This is a genomic window from Acetoanaerobium noterae, from assembly GCF_900168025.1.
In the GTDB taxonomy this organism is placed as follows: domain Bacteria; phylum Bacillota; class Clostridia; order Peptostreptococcales; family Filifactoraceae; genus Acetoanaerobium; species Acetoanaerobium noterae.
In genome coordinates, this window is sequence record NZ_FUYN01000003.1 from 1 (window position 1) to 15,365 (window position 15,365).

A 15,365-nucleotide genomic window follows, 5' to 3' on the forward strand; every position below is an offset into this window, starting at 1 on the left:
ATATTCCCCACTGCTGCCTCCCGTAGGAGTCTGGACCGTGTCTCAGTTCCAGTGTGGCCGATCACCCTCTCAGGTCGGCTACTGATCGTTGCCTTGGTGAGCCGTTACCTCACCAACTAGCTAATCAGACGCGGGCCCATCCCTATCCGAAATTCTTTGATAAGCTAATGATGCCAAAAGCTTATGTTATCTGGTATTAGCACACTTTTCAGTGTGTTATCCCAGTGATAGGGGCAGGTTACCCACGTGTTACGCACCCGTCCGCCGCTAGCAATTTATCCAGCACTCATCACTCCACTAAAATGTATTATCACTATTTGCGTACATGAATTTCTTTTTTTTCCTTATTAAAGGTAGAAACTCATGATTACACTGGCGATAGCCATTTGAAGTAATCAGTGCTAGATAAATTGCCCGCTCGACTTGCATGTGTTAAGCACGCCGCCAGCGTTCATCCTGAGCCAGGATCAAACTCTCAAATATAATCCTTAGTCTCAGTAAAAATTTACTGACTTGGTTGTTGTTCATAAATGGTGTGGTTTTTAATCGAAATTAAAAACTTTTTATGGTTTACTATCCAGTTTTCAAAGTTCATCTGTTTTTAACCTTTTGTCTTCTTGTCGAAGACATTTGTTTCATCCTCTCGTTGAGGACATGTATTAATATATCATGCTCTAAAAAAAAAAGCAATACCTTTTCTTTTATTTTTTTTAAAAAAGAACAACCTAATCTCAGATTGTTCTTTTTTTGATTAAATTTATAAATCATTCCATAATACGAAGTTATTGAAATTACTTTTATTGATATCAATAATTCTTTGATTAGAAGACCCTACAAATGGCTTTTCTATGGTTCTTAAATTCAAATCAAATTTTCCATCTACTAATATATCTACAGATTTCAGTAATTCAAGCTTAGCTTTATCTTTTGAATTGACAATTTCTTCTGCTTTGTATCCTGTGAAGCACCAAATATCTAAATTTAAGCCTCTTTCTTTATTAAAAGCTTTAATTTCATTTGAAAGCTTTATGAAGGAGTTAGCTTGTTCAAATGGCTCTCCTCCAGAAAAAGTAACTCCCTTAAGCAAAGGATTTCGTTTAATATCATTTAGTATTTCATCTATCATTTTATACTTACCCGAATCAAAACAATGGGATTCAGGGTTATGACAACCTACGCATTTATGCGGACACCCTTGAGCAAATACAACATATCTTAGACCTGTTCCATCTACTATACTCTCTTTTTCAATTCCACATATTTTTATCATTTTAAACAATCCTTCTTAGTTTTTAAGCTTTTTATATATGCTTAACTCTATCATTAACTTCAGATTTTTTAGCATCATTAAATCTATCTAAAGTTCCTACTAAATATCCAGTTATTCTTCTGATTCTTTCAAAAGGAACATCGCCTTCTTCTCTTCCACATGAAGGACAGGTATCTCCTATAACACCATTATATCCACACACAGGATCTCTATCTAATGGGTGATTTATACTTCCATAGCCAATTCCTGCATCTTTCATAGCTCTAATTATAGTTTCAAATGCATCTAAATTAGAAGATGGATTGCCATCTAATTCTATATAGCTAATATGCCCAGCATTTGTAAGTTCATGGTAAGGTGCTTCTATTTGAATTTTTTCATATGCACTAAGCTTGTAATAAACTGGCACATGGAATGAATTAGTGTAGTAATCTTTATCAGTTACTCCTTCAATTTCTCCAAATAGCTTTCTATCTATACGTGTAAATCTTCCTGAAAGACCTTCAGCTGGAGTTGCTATCAAGGAATAGTTAAGCTTATGAGCTTCACTCATTTCATCCATTTTATTTCTAATATGTCTAATTATCTTTTCTCCTAATGCTCTAGAGCTTTCATCTTCTCCATGATGCTTGCCTGTAAGCGCAATTAAGCATTCAGCAAGACCGATGAATCCCATTGTAAGAGTGCCTTCTTTTATTATATCTCTAAGTTCATCATCCCATCCCAGATTTTCAGAACCCTTCCAAATACCTTGTCCCATTAAAAACGGGAAGTTTTTGACTTTTTTGCTAGCTTGTATTTCAAATCTTTCTAAAAGCTGTTCTCCAATTAAGTTAATTTTCTCATCTAGCTCGGCAAAGAATCCCTCTAAATCTGCTTTGTTTCTATCTGAAGTTTTTATTCCATACTTTATCCCTAGCCTTGGCAGGTTAAGTGTCGTAAACGAAAGATTTCCTCTACCCATAGCTTGCTCTTCTCCGCAGACATTCCCCATTACTCTCGTTCTGCAACCCATATACACAACTTCTGTTTCTGGTTTATCAGGTTGATAATATTTGATGTTAAAAGGAGCGTCAAGGAAACTGAAGTTTGGAAACAGTCTCTTTGAGGATACTCTCATAGCAAGTCTAAATAAATCATAGTTTTTATCTTCTTTATTTAAGTTGATGCCTTCTTTTACTTTGAATATAAGTATAGGGAAAATAGGAGTTTCTCCATTACCCAATCCCTTTTCTTGTGAAAGCATTAAGTTTTTTGAAATCATTCTTCCTTCTTCTGATATGTCTGTACCAAAATTGACACTTGAAAAAGGAACTTGTGCTCCTGCTCTTGAATGCATTGTATTTAAATTATGAATAAAAGCTTCCATTGCCTGATAAGTTTTTCTGTCCGTTTCAAATAATGTTTCATCATAAACAAAAGCTTGTAATTTTCTAACTTGTTCAAAATCTATAGAGTATACTTTAGATATTTTTTGAGCCTCTATATTTTTTTCTTCATCAGAGACTGATATTTTTGCTGAACCAGTTTCATCAGTTATTTTTAAAATACTATCTATTATAGCTTTTCTCTCAAAAACATTTCCTAAAACCATATATAATGCCTTATAAAAATTTTCTGCGTATAGTTTTCTAAATGTTTTTTTAACCCCTTCTGAAAGAGCATAATCGAAATTAGGAATAGATTGACCTCCATGCTGATCATTCTGGTTAGACTGGATAGCAATCGCTGCTAAGGCTGCATAGCTCATGATATCTTGAGGCTCTCTTAAAAAACCATGACCTGTTGAAAATCCTCCTGAAAAAACTTTTTTTAAGTCTATTTGACAACATGTCAACGTTCCCATATTCAAAAAGTCCATATCGTGGATATGAATTTCTCCATTGTCATGAGCCATCGAATGTTCATTTTTTATTATAAAATCTTTACAGAACTCTTTAGATACAGCACTTCCATATTGAAGCATAGTACCCATTGCAGTGTTTCCATTTATATTTGCATTTTCTCTTTTTATATCAGATTCATTTGCATCCAAAAATGTTATATCTTCAATTGTTTTCATGAGCCTAGAACGAGAATTTCTTATTCTACTTCGCTCTGCTCTATATAATATGTAAGTTTCAGAGGTTTTAGCATGCCCTGTCTCAATCAAAACCTTAATTACAGCATCTTGAATATCTTCAACAGAAGGAATTTTCCCAGCAAATTTTCTATTAAGAAGCTTTCTTACTTCTTCTGTCAGTTCTGAAGCTATTTGGTAATCTGCTGTAATGCCTTCTTTATTTGCTACTTCGGATGCAGCCAGAAAAATTGCTCTTGTTATTTTTTCTGGATTAAATGGAATAAGCCTGCCGTCTCGTTTTTTCACTTTGTCAATCATAACTATCCCCTTTCCACATTATATTGTGGTTCTTTAGTACCATGTCCACAATATGTAGTATATCCATTAATAAGATTACCAAAATAAAAATAGCAAGTCAAACCCATAATTTAACAAATAAACTTGATTTTTTATCCTATTCAAAGAAAAAAGAGCATATTCTGCCCTAAATTCCTTTTTCCATTATTTCATAAATTTTCTTTGTATCTACATGCGCTCTTACATGAGCTGCTAATTTTTTATATTCGTTTTCCTTAAATTCTTCGTAGGTAGAAAACTCTTCTTGTTTACTTTCAAGCCCTCTAGCTTTTCTTATGTTTGAAAGTATTTTTTTAGTAAACTCCATAGAGTCAAATATACCGTGAATGTAGGTTCCAAATACATTCCCTTTTATATTTATACTACCTTCTTTATAATCGGCTAGCTCTCCATGCTTTTCTAAGATTTTTATCGCTCCTGTTTCATTGATACTTCTTCCACAGTGTATTTCATAGCCTTTTATATTGGTTCCTTTGATTCCACTAAATATACTGTTTTCAACATCAAACTCTATCTTTGCTGAGACCTGAGAAGTAACCTTTTCATCCTCGAAAATTGTCTCAAGATCAATCAAAGACATTCCTGCAATTTCTTCAATTCCACATTCTACTCCATCAGGATCTTTGATTTTTGTTCCAAGCATCTGGTATCCACCACAGATTCCAATGATCGGGATATTATTTTTATGCGCTTTAATTATTTGCTTTTCTAGTCCACTCTCTCTTAGAAATATTAAATCCTCGATGGTGTTCTTCGTCCCTGGAATAATTATAAGGTCAGAATCATCTAGAGAAGTTAGTCCATCTATATATGTAAGCTGAACATCATCAAAAGTCTCAAAAATATCAAAATCTGTAAAATTAGATATATGAGGTAATCTTATTACATTTACAGAAATAGCTTTATTTTTCTTTTCTTTAATTCTAAATTTATCAGTAAGTGAATCTTCATCTTCTATATTTAAATTTGTATATGGAACCACGCCTAAAACAGGAACTCCTATAAGCTCTTCAAGCATATCCAGCCCAGGCTTTAATATTTCTATATCTCCCCTGAATTTATTGATTATTACTCCTTTTACATAAGCTCTTTCTTCAGGAGTCAAAAGCATTATCGTTCCATAAAGAGATGCAAAAACTCCACCTCTATCTATATCCCCAACTATTACTACCGGGCTTTTAGCTATTTTTGCCATACCCATATTTACAAAATCATTTTCCCTAAGATTAATCTCTGCTGGACTTCCCGCTCCTTCTATTACAATGATGTCATTTTCATCTAGTAGCTCAGTATAAGTAGACTCAACAACTTCTCTAAGGCTATTTTTTTCTTTATGATAGGTAACAGCATCAAGATTATCTTTTACTTTTCCCATTACTATGACCTGAGATTTTCTATCAGTAGTTGGCTTTAATAAGATAGGGTTCATTCTTACATCAGGTTTTTTATTTGCAGCCTCAGCTTGAACCACTTGAGCTCTTCCCATTTCTTTCCCATCAGCTGTTATAAATGAATTTAAAGCCATATTTTGAGATTTAAACGGAGCAACATTATATCCATCTTCCGTAAATATCCTGCAAAATGCTGTATTTATAAGACTCTTTCCAACGCCTGAAGCTGTACCTTGAAACATAATTGATTTTTTCATAGTTTCCCCCTAAATATCTTCACATTTTGTTATTGCACTTTTATTGCAATAAGATATTATCTTTTTATAGTATATAATTATTTTTAATGTTATTCAAGCAAGCATTATAATATGATAAAATGCTATAATACTATAAAATTCCAAGGAGAGATACCATGATTTCAAGACGTGCATCCGAAATTTGCCCTTCGAAAACTATTGCCATAAGTCAGAAAGTTAATGAATTAAAGAAAAGTGGTTTTGATATTATAGACCTGAGTATTGGTGAGCCTGATTTTCCTATTCCCAGCGCTGCAAAGAAATATGTAGAAATCGCTTTAAGAGAAAATAAAACAAAATACGATAACGTAAGAGGCCTAGAAAAGCTTAGAGATGAGGTTTCAAAAAAACTTCTAAATGAAAATTTTCTTAACTACAGCCTTGATGAAATAATAATTTCTACAGGTGCAAAGCAGCCTATTTATAATAGTATACTTGCAACCTGTGATGTCGGCGATGAAATAATAATACCTTCTCCATACTGGGTAAGTTATATTGAAATAGCAAAGATTGCTGGTGTCACTCCTATTATAATAGAAACTAAAGTCGAAAATGAATTTAAAATCACAGCTAATGATTTAAGCTCTTATATTAATCCAAAAGTCAAAGCTATTTTATTTAGCAACCCCTGTAATCCTACAGGAAGTATTTATTCAAAAGAGGAACTAGAAGAAATCGCTGAAGTTTGTTTACAAAATAACATATTAATAATATCTGATGAAATATACGAAAGAATATATTATGATGTTAGACCCATATCAATAGCAAGCATATCAGAGGCTATAAAAAACATAACTATAGTTGTAAATGGCTTTTCTAAGTCATGTGCTATGACAGGCCTTAGAGTTGGCTATACCGCATCAAGAAAGGAAATTGCTGACAAAATAGCATCAATTCAGGGCCATATTACTTCTCATCCTTCACTTATTTCTCAGTATGCTGCTTTAGGTGCATTATGCGAAGGATTGGATGATATTGAAAAAATGGTAGAGGAATTTAAAGTCAGAAGAAATTATGTTCTAGACTTTATATCAAGCATTCCTAAAATCTCATTTATAGAGCCGCTTGGTGGGTTTTATTTATTTTTTAAAATTGAGAACCACTTGGATTCTATGAAACTATGCGAAGAGCTACTTGAAAAGTACAATTTAGCTTTAGTTCCATCTATCGCTTTTGGAGTTGAGGGTTATTTAAGAATGTCTTATGCTGCTGATTTAGAAGTTATCAAAAAAGGACTGAATGCTATAAAAAGCTTCATAATTGAAAATAACTAATCCTATAATAGAATTAGTTATTTAATACAATTTATAATTATGCACTTACTTTATTTCTTTTTAATATGGTAGGTGCATTTTATGTAAATATGATATTTATCTAGCTATTTTATGATTCCTTCTATATTGCTCATAGGAATTATATCTTATATCTTCTTTCATAGCTACTGCTCCAGAAACATAATTGCTATTTCTTGTTGCTTGATAAGAATATTCTCTAGTAGCTTCTGGCATAGCGTGATGATGCGAAGTTCTAGTTGCTCTTCTTGATTTTTTAGGATTGCTTTCGTAAAAAAATGAGACATATAGCAATTTTAAACAATTTGCACAGATTATTGAAAAACAAAAAACGCAAATCCAACTTACAACTATATTCACCTCTATCACTCCCATCCATGGTAACTACTTAGTTTGATATAATCGATGACCCTCTAAGCTAGATTTCTTCAGCAATTCAAAAAATCCTTCTTTTTTTTGAAAAAAAAATTAAAATGAATCAAAGGTCCCAGAATAACATAAGTTAAATTAAATAATATTTACTATTTTGTCAGAGATTTATCGTAAAATGAAAAAAGGCCTAAAAAGAATAAAATTCATATTCTTTTAGGCCTTTTTTTAGATTAGTTCATAATATTTGGTATATATTTTTTTAGTTTTATTCTTTAGTGTCATTCTTTTCTTCTTTTATAGGCTTCATTGTAGGGAAAAGTATTACATCTCTGATAGATGAAGAGTTAGTAAGTAACATTATAACTCTATCAATACCTATTCCAAGACCGCCTGTTGGTGGAAGTCCTACTTCTATTGCATTTAAGAAGTCTTCATCAAGCATATAAGCTTCATCGTCTCCTAGCTCTCTTTGCTTCAATTGATCCATAAATCTTTCTCTTTGGTCAATAGGATCATTTAGCTCTGAGAAAGCATTTGCAATTTCCCAAGTGTTCACAAATGCCTCGAATCTATTTGTAAGTCTTGGGTCATCTGGATTTCTCTTAGATAGCGGAGAAACCTCAACTGGATGATGAGTTATAAATGTAGGCTGAATTAAATGCTCTTCACAGAACTCTTCAAACATAGCAGCTATAACAAATCCTCTATTCATAACTGGAGTAATTTCAATGTGATTTTCCTTTGCAACTTTAATGGCTTCTTCATCTGTTTGAATTTCATTAAAGTCTATACCTTTAAATTCTTTTATTGCATCAATCATACTAAGTCTTCTCCAAGGAGGAGTAAGATCGATTTCTGTGCCTTGATAATTTATTTTTGTAGTTCCAAGTGATTTTTGTGCCATGCAAGCTACAGCTTCTTCAGTAAGTCTCATTATATCTTCATAATCAGCATAAGCCTGATATACCTCTATAGCTGTATACTCAGGGTTGTGCTTTATTGACATACCTTCATTTCTAAACATTTTTCCTAGCTCATATACTCTTTCAAACCCACCAACAATAAGTCTTTTTAAGTATAGCTCATTTGCAATACGCATATACATATCAATATCTAGAGTATTATGATGAGTGATGAAAGGTCTTGCAGTTGCTCCTCCTGCTATAGTAGATAATATAGGAGTATCCACTTCTAGGAAATCTCTTTCATCTAGATATTCTTTTAATGCCTTAATTGCTTTACTTCTTATCAAGAAAGCCTCTTTTACATCTGGATTTACGATTAAATCCACATATCTTTGCCTATATCTTAAATCAGGATCTTTTAATCCATGATATTTTTCAGGTAAAATTTGAAGAGATTTAGTAAGTAATGCAACCTTAGATGCTTTTACTGATTGCTCCCCTTTATTGGTCATGAACACTGTACCTTCTACACCAATAATGTCTCCAATATCATAAGTAACAAAATCTGTGTAGCTGTCATCACCTATAGCATCTTGTCTTACATAAACCTGTATTCTTCCTTGTTCATCTTGGATATCAATAAAAGAAGCCTTGCCATGCCCTCTCATACTCATAATTCTTCCTGCAAGAGAAACTTCGTTTCCCTCTAACTTTTCAAAGTTGTCCTTAACTTGCTTGCTGTGATGCGTCTTTATGTATTTCTCTATCTTAAAAGGGTTTTTACCAGCTTCTTGAAGCTTTTTCAGTTTGTCCCTTCTTATTTGAAGCATCTCGTTCAAACTTAGCGTTTCAGAATTCATTTGATCATTAGACATAACACTACCTCCTGTTTTTTTTATTATTAAAGCTCATATAAATTTTATATGAGCTTTTTATTGTAAATACAAAAAGGTTCCCGGGACCCATTAGCAATTTTTATTGCGTTAATGGGTGGGGTTCTTATAACCCTGTTGTTATTATTACCTTCTTATTTCTAAAATTTTAATTTTAGATATTCCATCTGGAACCTGAACATCAATTTCATCTCCTACTACTTTTCCTAGAAGAGCTTTGCCTATAGGTGATTCATTTGATATTTTAGACTCAGAAGGGTCTGCTTCTGCAGAGCCTACTATTGTGTACTCATCTTCTTCTACTTCATCTGTAAGTGCATCCTTAAACTCTATTTTAACTACTGAGCCTACTGTAACAAGATTTGTATCTATTGAGCTTTCATCGATTATAACAGCTACTCTAAGTATATTTTCAAGTTTTAATATTCTTTCCTCTAATTGAGCCTGCTCATTCTTAGCCTCATCGTACTCAGAGTTTTCAGAAATATCACCAAACGAAATGGCTACCTTGATTCTTTCTGCTACTTCTTTTCTTCTAACAGTCTTTAAAAGCTCTAGTTCATCCTCTATCTTCTTAAATCCTTCTTCTGTTAAAAGTATTTCTTTTTTTTGGTTGTCCACTTCTAAATCTCTCCTTTTTATCATGGCTCAAAGAGCATATTTTCTATTATATATGCGAATGATTATATAGTATGAATTTAACTATGTCAAGGATTGAGCATATTCAGTTAATGCATTAATAACGTCTGATGGCTCATACATTTTATTTATATGGTCTTTTATTCTGGCGCTATTTTTTAAACCTTTCAAGTACCAACCAAGGTGTTTTCTCATTTCTGTAACAGCTTTATGCTGTGTTTTATATTTTAGTGCAAGCTTATAATGGCTTATAGCTGTATCTATCTTTAGTTTAGGACTTATTTCCTTTGGTAAAATTGCTGATTCCATATAATCATTTACTTCCTTAAAAATAAATGGGTTTCCTTGGGCCCCTCTGCCTATCATAAGTGCATCTGCTTTAGTTATATCGAGTATTCGCTCCGCTGCTTCAAACGATGTTATATCACCATTTGCAATCACGGGAATTGTAAGTTTCTCTTTTAATTCTTTTATTATTTCCCAGTCAGCAGTCCCACTGTAATATTGCTCTCTTGTTCTTCCATGAAGAGTTACAGCATCTGCTCCAGCCTCTTGCATTAGCTTTCCAAATTCTAACGCATTAATGCTTTGTTCGTCCCATCCCTTTCTAAATTTAACTGTGACAGGAAGATTAGTAGCTGCTTTTACTTTATTTACTATTTCATATGCTAGCTTTGGGTCTTTCATAAGAGCTGAGCCATCTCCTGCTTTTACAACTTTAGGAGCCGGGCATCCCATATTTATATCTATAATTTCAAATCTATTAAGCTCGGTTAATGTTCTTGCAGCTTCTGCCATAAAACCTGGCTCACTTCCAAATATTTGAACAGCAACTGGTTTTTCCTCATCCTCTACAAGTAACATATCAAAGGTATTTTTGTCTTCATAGCAAACTGCTTTTGCATTTATCATCTCCGTATAGAGCAAGGATGCTTCAAACTGCTTACATATAAGTCTAAATGGCAAATCTGTCACTCCAGCCATAGGAGCTAAAAATACATTTCCTGGTGTTTCAAAGTTCCCAATTCTCAATTACATTCTATTCCTTTCATAAATTATCCTAAGTCCTTCTAATGTAAGAAACTTATCGACAATTTTTACAGTTTTTGTCTCTGCGCATATCAAAGGAGCAAGGCCACCTGTAGCAACAACATTTACATCATCACTTCCAAGTTCTTCTTTCATCATAGAAACTATATTATCTACTAGCCCTGCATATCCGAAAACTATTCCTGATTGCATTGCCCATGTAGTATTTTTGCCTATAGCACCTTTAGGCTTAGCTATTTCAACTTTATGAAGCTTTGATGCTCTTTGAAAAAGTGCCTCACTTGAAATTTTTATTCCTGGCGATATAGCTCCTCCTAGGTATTCTCCTTTTTGAGAAACTGCGCAAAATGTCGTAGCCGTTCCGAAATCTATAAGTATAAGAGGCCCACCATATTTTTCATAACCAGCTACAGCATTTACTATTCTATCTGCACCAACTTGCTGTGGATTTTCATATTTAATGTTAATTCCTGTTTTCACTCCAGGACCTACGATAATTGGCTCTTTTGCACAGTACTTGAATGAAAAGTTTTCAAGGGAATGCATAACCTCTGGAACAACTGAGGAGATAATAACATCTTCAATATTTTTCAAGGATATACCTTCATAATCAAATAATTGCCTTATTATTACGCCATATTCATCTGAAGTTTTTGACTTATCTGTTCCAATTCTAAAGTTACATATAAGTTCCTTATCTTTGTAAACTCCTAAAACCATATTCGTATTTCCAACATCAAATACTAGTAGCATAATTCACCTCTAAGTATATTTTAAGGGAAGCCATTGGCTTCCCTATCATAGTCAAATTATTATCGTCTTACCTTTTTTATAGCTTTTACTGCTGCAGTTACTATTAGCATTGCAACAAACATTTCAGGAAGACCATTTGTTATTCCTATACCACTTATAACTTTGAATGCGTTTTGGCCAGATAGTCCAAGTGCTGATACAAATTTTTCTGCATATAGTGCATATACCATACCCAGCACACCTAGTGTATTTACTAAAGTTCCAAGTGCTCCTGTAATTCCAATCGAAACAGCTTCATTCTTTGTAGTTTTTGAAAAAAACTTGTAAATATAGTATGAAGCAAGTCCTATTAAAATTCTAGGAAGAATAGATACAAGGGGGTTCCAAAATACAAATGAAATAGGTGTAGGTGCTGTAATACTTCTTATAAGTGAGAAAATCCCAAATATAAGTCCTACAAGCATTCCTACTATAGGGCCTTCAACTATTGCTCCTATTATTACAGGAATATGCATTATAGTTGCGTTTGTTGGGCCTACTGGAATAAACCCCAGTGGAGTCATCCCTAGTACAACTGAAATAGCTCCAAGCATGCCTGTTACTGCCATATGCCTTACTGTAAAGGACTTCTTTGTTTCTATCAATTTGTCCACCTCCGTTCCAGCTCCTTCATGGATGCCGGACTAATAAAATAATGTTAATACACAAAGTTCAGTTTTATATGAATAAATACTGACTTACAAATAAATATTATATGCTAATTTATACCCAATTTCCATAGTTTTTGTATAATTTTTCAAATTATTTTTTTAGATACTTATTTTACTTTTCATCAGAAAGATCATTGAAGCTTTTTAAGCCTAAAACAGATTTTGAGCTTTTGACACCGCTGTATATTGCTTCTTGCATTACTTCACTCGCCAAATTTGCAACCACATCGATACTTGTTTCGATTTCTCCAGTTGCTAAAGCAAAAATTGTATCTCCATCTAAAGTGGTGTGTATCGGAGATATAGCTCTTGCATATCCGTTGTGAGCCACCTGAGAAACTTTCTTACACTGGGCTTTTGAAAGCTTAGCATTAGTTATAATTGCTCCTATAGTTGTGTTTGTATTATCAAAGCCTCTTTGCAAAAGAGAGCTTGTCATTAATTTAGATGTATTGGCAAAGGAAGCTTTGTCTTTATTTAAAGCTCCAGCTATAATTTTCCCATCTTTTATAATATCTCCAAAAGCGTTTACTGCAACCAAAGCTCCTACAACCAGTCCTGATTCGTGAACAAACTCACTATACCCAAGGCCAGATTTCATTGCAAACTCCATAGAGTTTATCTTGCCTATACTCGCTCCAGTCCCTGCTCCATAATTCCCTATCTCAAAATCCTCACCCGCATTTTCACAAGCTTTATATCCCATAACTTCATCTGGTCTTACTTTATAATCACCTAGCAAAAGATCAAATAAAACTGCTTGGCAAACAATCGGAACCTTTGTTACTCCTACATCAAATCCAATTTCTCTTTCTTCTAGATATTTCATAACACCAGTTGCTGCAGCTAATCCAAAAGCCGAACCTCCTGAAAGTACAACAGCGTGGACCTTATCAACTGTGTTTACTGGATCAAGTAAATCCGTTTCTCTAGTTCCAGGTGCACTTCCTCTTACATCAACTCCTGCAGTAGCTCCATTTTCACATAGAATTACTGTCACCCCAGTGAGAGCCTGTTCATCTTGTAGATTTCCAATTTTAATTCCTTTTACAGTTGTTTTTATAGTAATCACCCCTATCGTATAGAAATTTCTCCTGAGCTTAACTCTTTTACTTCACCCTCTTGAGTCTTGATAATAAGCGCTCCTTGATTATTAATATCAACAGCTATAGCACTTTCAATTTGATTCATATAATGTACATTTATTTGCTTTCCAAGTACGCTTGAATTGTTTCTTAATATATTCACTACTTCACTGGTATTTTCATTTAAGTATAAATTATACAGAAGCTCAAATTCATATATAAACTGCCAAATTATACTTAACTTTTTCACATCATATCCCTCTAATTTAAGAGAGGTTGCTATATTTTTAAGCTCGCTTGGAAATTCTAAGCCGCTGACATTTATTCCTACTCCAAGTACTATATATTCTATAAACTCCATGTCAGCTGACATTTCAGTAAGTATACCAGCAACCTTTTTGCCGTTTATTAACACATCATTTGGCCATTTTATTTTAGTCTGTATATTGAATTTATTAAATGTATTTACAAGTGCTGCTCCAGCTATACTGGTTATAAAAGGGGCTTTAGTAGGTTCAAAACCAGGCTTAAGTATAATTGATAGGTATATTCCATCCCCTTTTCCAGAGTGAAAGCTTCTACCTCTTCTTCCTTTACCCTTTACTTGCTCTAGAGATATAATAACACTGCCGTCTACTAATTCTTTTGCTTTTTTCTTTGCATAGTCATTTGTTGAGTCAACGCTCTCTAAAACTTCAACACTATGCCCTATAAAATCTGATTTCATTCCTATTTCAATAAGCTCTTTGTTTAATATATCTGGATATGAAATTAGTTTATAACCTTTTTTAGTTACGGACTCAATTTCAAATCCAAGTTCTTTTAATTTAGATATTCTTTTCCATACTGCAGCTCTTGTGATTCCAAGTTTATCTGAAATATTTTGGCCAGAGACATATTCACTATCCGAATCTATTAGCATCTGTATTATAGTTTTATTCATAATGATTCTCCTCACAATATCAATTCACTTATTACTTTATTTTAGCAGAAAAGCAGCCCTAAGGCTGCTTTAATTAATTAAATAAACTAAGTAATACACCTGCTGCTACAGCAGAACCAATAACACCAGCTACGTTAGGTCCCATAGCATGCATCAATAGGAAATTTGCTGGATTTGATTCCTGTCCTACTTTGTTCGAAACTCTGGCTGCCATAGGTACGGCAGATACTCCTGCTGAACCAATCAGTGGATTAATTGGATCTTTTGAAAATTTGTTGAGAATTTTAGCAAGAATTACACCAGAGGCTGAACCTACTCCAAACGCAATAACTCCAAGTACTATTATCTGAATAGTTTGAAGGGTAAGGAATTGTTCAGCATTTGCTGTCGCTCCAACAGATATTCCAAGTAGAATAGTAATGATATTGATTAATTCATTGCTAGCTGTCTTACTAAGTCTTTCTGTCAATCCAGACTCTTTAAATAAGTTTCCTAGCATCAACATACCAATTAAGGTTGCGGCTGGAGGTAATATTAAAGACACTACGATTGTAACTACTATTGGAAAAATTATTTTTTCTTTTTTACTTACAGTTCGAAGCTGCTTCATAACTATTTTTCTTTCATCTTCAGTTGTAAGCGCCTTCATGATAGGCGGCTGAATTACAGGCACCAAAGCCATATAAGAATATGCAGCAACAGCGATAGGCCCTAGCAGATGAGGTGCTAACTTAGTAGTTAGAAATATTGCTGTGGGTCCATCAGCTCCACCTATTATACCTATTGAAGCAGCTTCTTGTGCAGTAAAGCCAAGAGCAATTGCTCCAAAGAAAGTAAAAAATATACCAAACTGAGCAGCTGCTCCTAAAAGTAGAGATTTAGGATTTGCAATAAGTGGTGCAAAATCCGTCATAGCTCCAACACCCATAAATATTAGAGGTGGAAAGATTCCTAGCTTGTTACCCATTGAAAGATAATATATAAGCCCTCCAGGTAAATTCGTCTTCATATGAGCTGAAAAAATACCTTCTTGAGCTTTTTGAGCCTGCTCCATGCTTTCAATTGGATCTATGTATAATAGAGTTTCTGGTGAAGCCATTATTCCTGCTAATGGAAGATTTGCAAGCAACATTCCAAAAGCTATAGGAATTAACAATAAAGGCTCAAATCCTTTTGCAATTGCTAGATAAAATAATATACAAGACACTATTATCATTCCTAGCTGACCTAAAGATATATGAGCTATTCCAGTAGAATTAATAAATTCTAATATAACTTGAATCATAAGGTATCTCCTTTCTGTTTAAGTCAGATACTCAAAACGTCATGTTTGTGTAGTTGACCTTT

13 protein-coding genes and 1 rRNA gene are annotated in these 15,365 nt (G+C 33.6%); 1 reads left to right on the top strand and 13 read right to left on the bottom strand.

Features of this window, described 5'->3' with window-relative positions; all coding sequences use genetic code 11:
- From B5X47_RS06240 to B5X47_RS06255, 4 genes are all read right to left on the bottom strand, one after another.
- A 16S ribosomal RNA gene (locus tag B5X47_RS06240) occupies positions 1-483 on the bottom strand; the annotation flags it as partial.
- A gap of 274 nt (positions 484-757) precedes the next feature.
- Complete coding sequence (gene nrdG, locus B5X47_RS06245) at positions 758-1,270, bottom strand: anaerobic ribonucleoside-triphosphate reductase activating protein (RefSeq protein WP_079589339.1); 513 nt, start codon at positions 1,268-1,270, stop codon at positions 758-760.
- Positions 1,271-1,301: 31 nt separating this feature from the next.
- Positions 1,302-3,650 carry an anaerobic ribonucleoside triphosphate reductase gene (locus B5X47_RS06250; protein ID WP_079589340.1) on the bottom strand — a complete coding sequence of 783 codons (2,349 nt, stop codon included), beginning with the start codon at positions 3,648-3,650 and terminating at the stop codon, positions 1,302-1,304.
- Between the two features lie 166 nt (positions 3,651-3,816).
- Positions 3,817-5,337, bottom strand: a complete 1,521-nt coding sequence (locus B5X47_RS06255) for a cobyric acid synthase (RefSeq protein WP_079589341.1) — start codon at positions 5,335-5,337, stop codon at positions 3,817-3,819.
- A gap of 155 nt (positions 5,338-5,492) precedes the next feature.
- On the opposite strand from B5X47_RS06255, the gene B5X47_RS06260 reads away from it, so the two are divergent.
- Entirely contained in the window at positions 5,493-6,650 is a 1,158-nt protein-coding gene (locus tag B5X47_RS06260) for a pyridoxal phosphate-dependent aminotransferase (RefSeq protein WP_079589342.1), read from the top strand.
- Positions 6,651-6,746: 96 nt separating this feature from the next.
- Here the strand turns inward: B5X47_RS06260 and B5X47_RS06265 are convergent, their stop codons facing one another.
- From B5X47_RS06265 to B5X47_RS06305, 9 genes are all read right to left on the bottom strand, one after another.
- A complete protein-coding gene (locus tag B5X47_RS06265) occupies positions 6,747-7,028 on the bottom strand; it encodes a hypothetical protein (protein ID WP_041487109.1) in 282 nt (93 codons plus the stop codon).
- Between the two features lie 277 nt (positions 7,029-7,305).
- The gene (gene lysS, locus B5X47_RS06270) at positions 7,306-8,805 is read right to left on the bottom strand and encodes a lysine--tRNA ligase (RefSeq protein ID WP_079589714.1); all 1,500 of its coding nucleotides are present in this window, start codon (positions 8,803-8,805) and stop codon (positions 7,306-7,308) included.
- A 159-nt stretch (positions 8,806-8,964) separates the two neighbouring features.
- Positions 8,965-9,483, bottom strand: a complete 519-nt coding sequence (gene greA, locus B5X47_RS06275; protein WP_079589343.1) for a transcription elongation factor GreA — start codon at positions 9,481-9,483, stop codon at positions 8,965-8,967.
- Between the two features lie 57 nt (positions 9,484-9,540).
- Positions 9,541-10,509 carry a tRNA dihydrouridine synthase DusB gene (dusB, locus tag B5X47_RS06280; protein ID WP_079589344.1) on the bottom strand — a complete coding sequence of 323 codons (969 nt, stop codon included), beginning with the start codon at positions 10,507-10,509 and terminating at the stop codon, positions 9,541-9,543.
- A complete protein-coding gene (locus B5X47_RS06285) occupies positions 10,510-11,280 on the bottom strand; it encodes a type III pantothenate kinase (RefSeq protein ID WP_079589345.1) in 771 nt (256 codons plus the stop codon).
- 59 nt (positions 11,281-11,339) lie between these two features.
- A complete protein-coding gene (locus tag B5X47_RS06290) occupies positions 11,340-11,924 on the bottom strand; it encodes an ECF transporter S component (RefSeq protein ID WP_143215777.1) in 585 nt (194 codons plus the stop codon).
- Between the two features lie 178 nt (positions 11,925-12,102).
- Entirely contained in the window at positions 12,103-13,062 is a 960-nt protein-coding gene (locus tag B5X47_RS06295) for a P1 family peptidase (RefSeq protein ID WP_143215778.1), read from the bottom strand.
- 2 nt (positions 13,063-13,064) lie between these two features.
- The gene (locus tag B5X47_RS06300) at positions 13,065-14,018 is read right to left on the bottom strand and encodes a biotin--[acetyl-CoA-carboxylase] ligase (protein WP_079589347.1); all 954 of its coding nucleotides are present in this window, start codon (positions 14,016-14,018) and stop codon (positions 13,065-13,067) included.
- Between the two features lie 73 nt (positions 14,019-14,091).
- Entirely contained in the window at positions 14,092-15,303 is a 1,212-nt protein-coding gene (locus B5X47_RS06305; RefSeq protein ID WP_079589348.1) for a sodium ion-translocating decarboxylase subunit beta, read from the bottom strand.
- Positions 15,304-15,365: the final 62 nt, after the last annotated feature.

Excerpts from the sequence above, each read along its gene's own strand:
- lysS (WP_079589714.1), bottom strand. The coding sequence starts at position 8,805 with ATGAATTCTGAAACGCTAAGTTTGAACGAGATGCTTCAAATAAGAAGG.
- B5X47_RS06300 (WP_079589347.1), bottom strand. The coding sequence starts at position 14,018 with ATGAATAAAACTATAATACAGATGCTAATAGATTCGGATAGTGAATAT.
- B5X47_RS06285 (WP_079589345.1), bottom strand. The coding sequence starts at position 11,280 with ATGCTACTAGTATTTGATGTTGGAAATACGAATATGGTTTTAGGAGTT.
- greA (WP_079589343.1), bottom strand. The coding sequence starts at position 9,483 with ATGATAAAAAGGAGAGATTTAGAAGTGGACAACCAAAAAAAAGAAATA.
- B5X47_RS06260 (WP_079589342.1), top strand. The coding sequence starts at position 5,493 with ATGATTTCAAGACGTGCATCCGAAATTTGCCCTTCGAAAACTATTGCC.
- B5X47_RS06305 (WP_079589348.1), bottom strand. The coding sequence starts at position 15,303 with ATGATTCAAGTTATATTAGAATTTATTAATTCTACTGGAATAGCTCAT.
- nrdG (WP_079589339.1), bottom strand. The coding sequence starts at position 1,270 with ATGATAAAAATATGTGGAATTGAAAAAGAGAGTATAGTAGATGGAACA.
- B5X47_RS06255 (WP_079589341.1), bottom strand. The coding sequence starts at position 5,337 with ATGAAAAAATCAATTATGTTTCAAGGTACAGCTTCAGGCGTTGGAAAG.
- B5X47_RS06250 (WP_079589340.1), bottom strand. The coding sequence starts at position 3,650 with ATGATTGACAAAGTGAAAAAACGAGACGGCAGGCTTATTCCATTTAAT.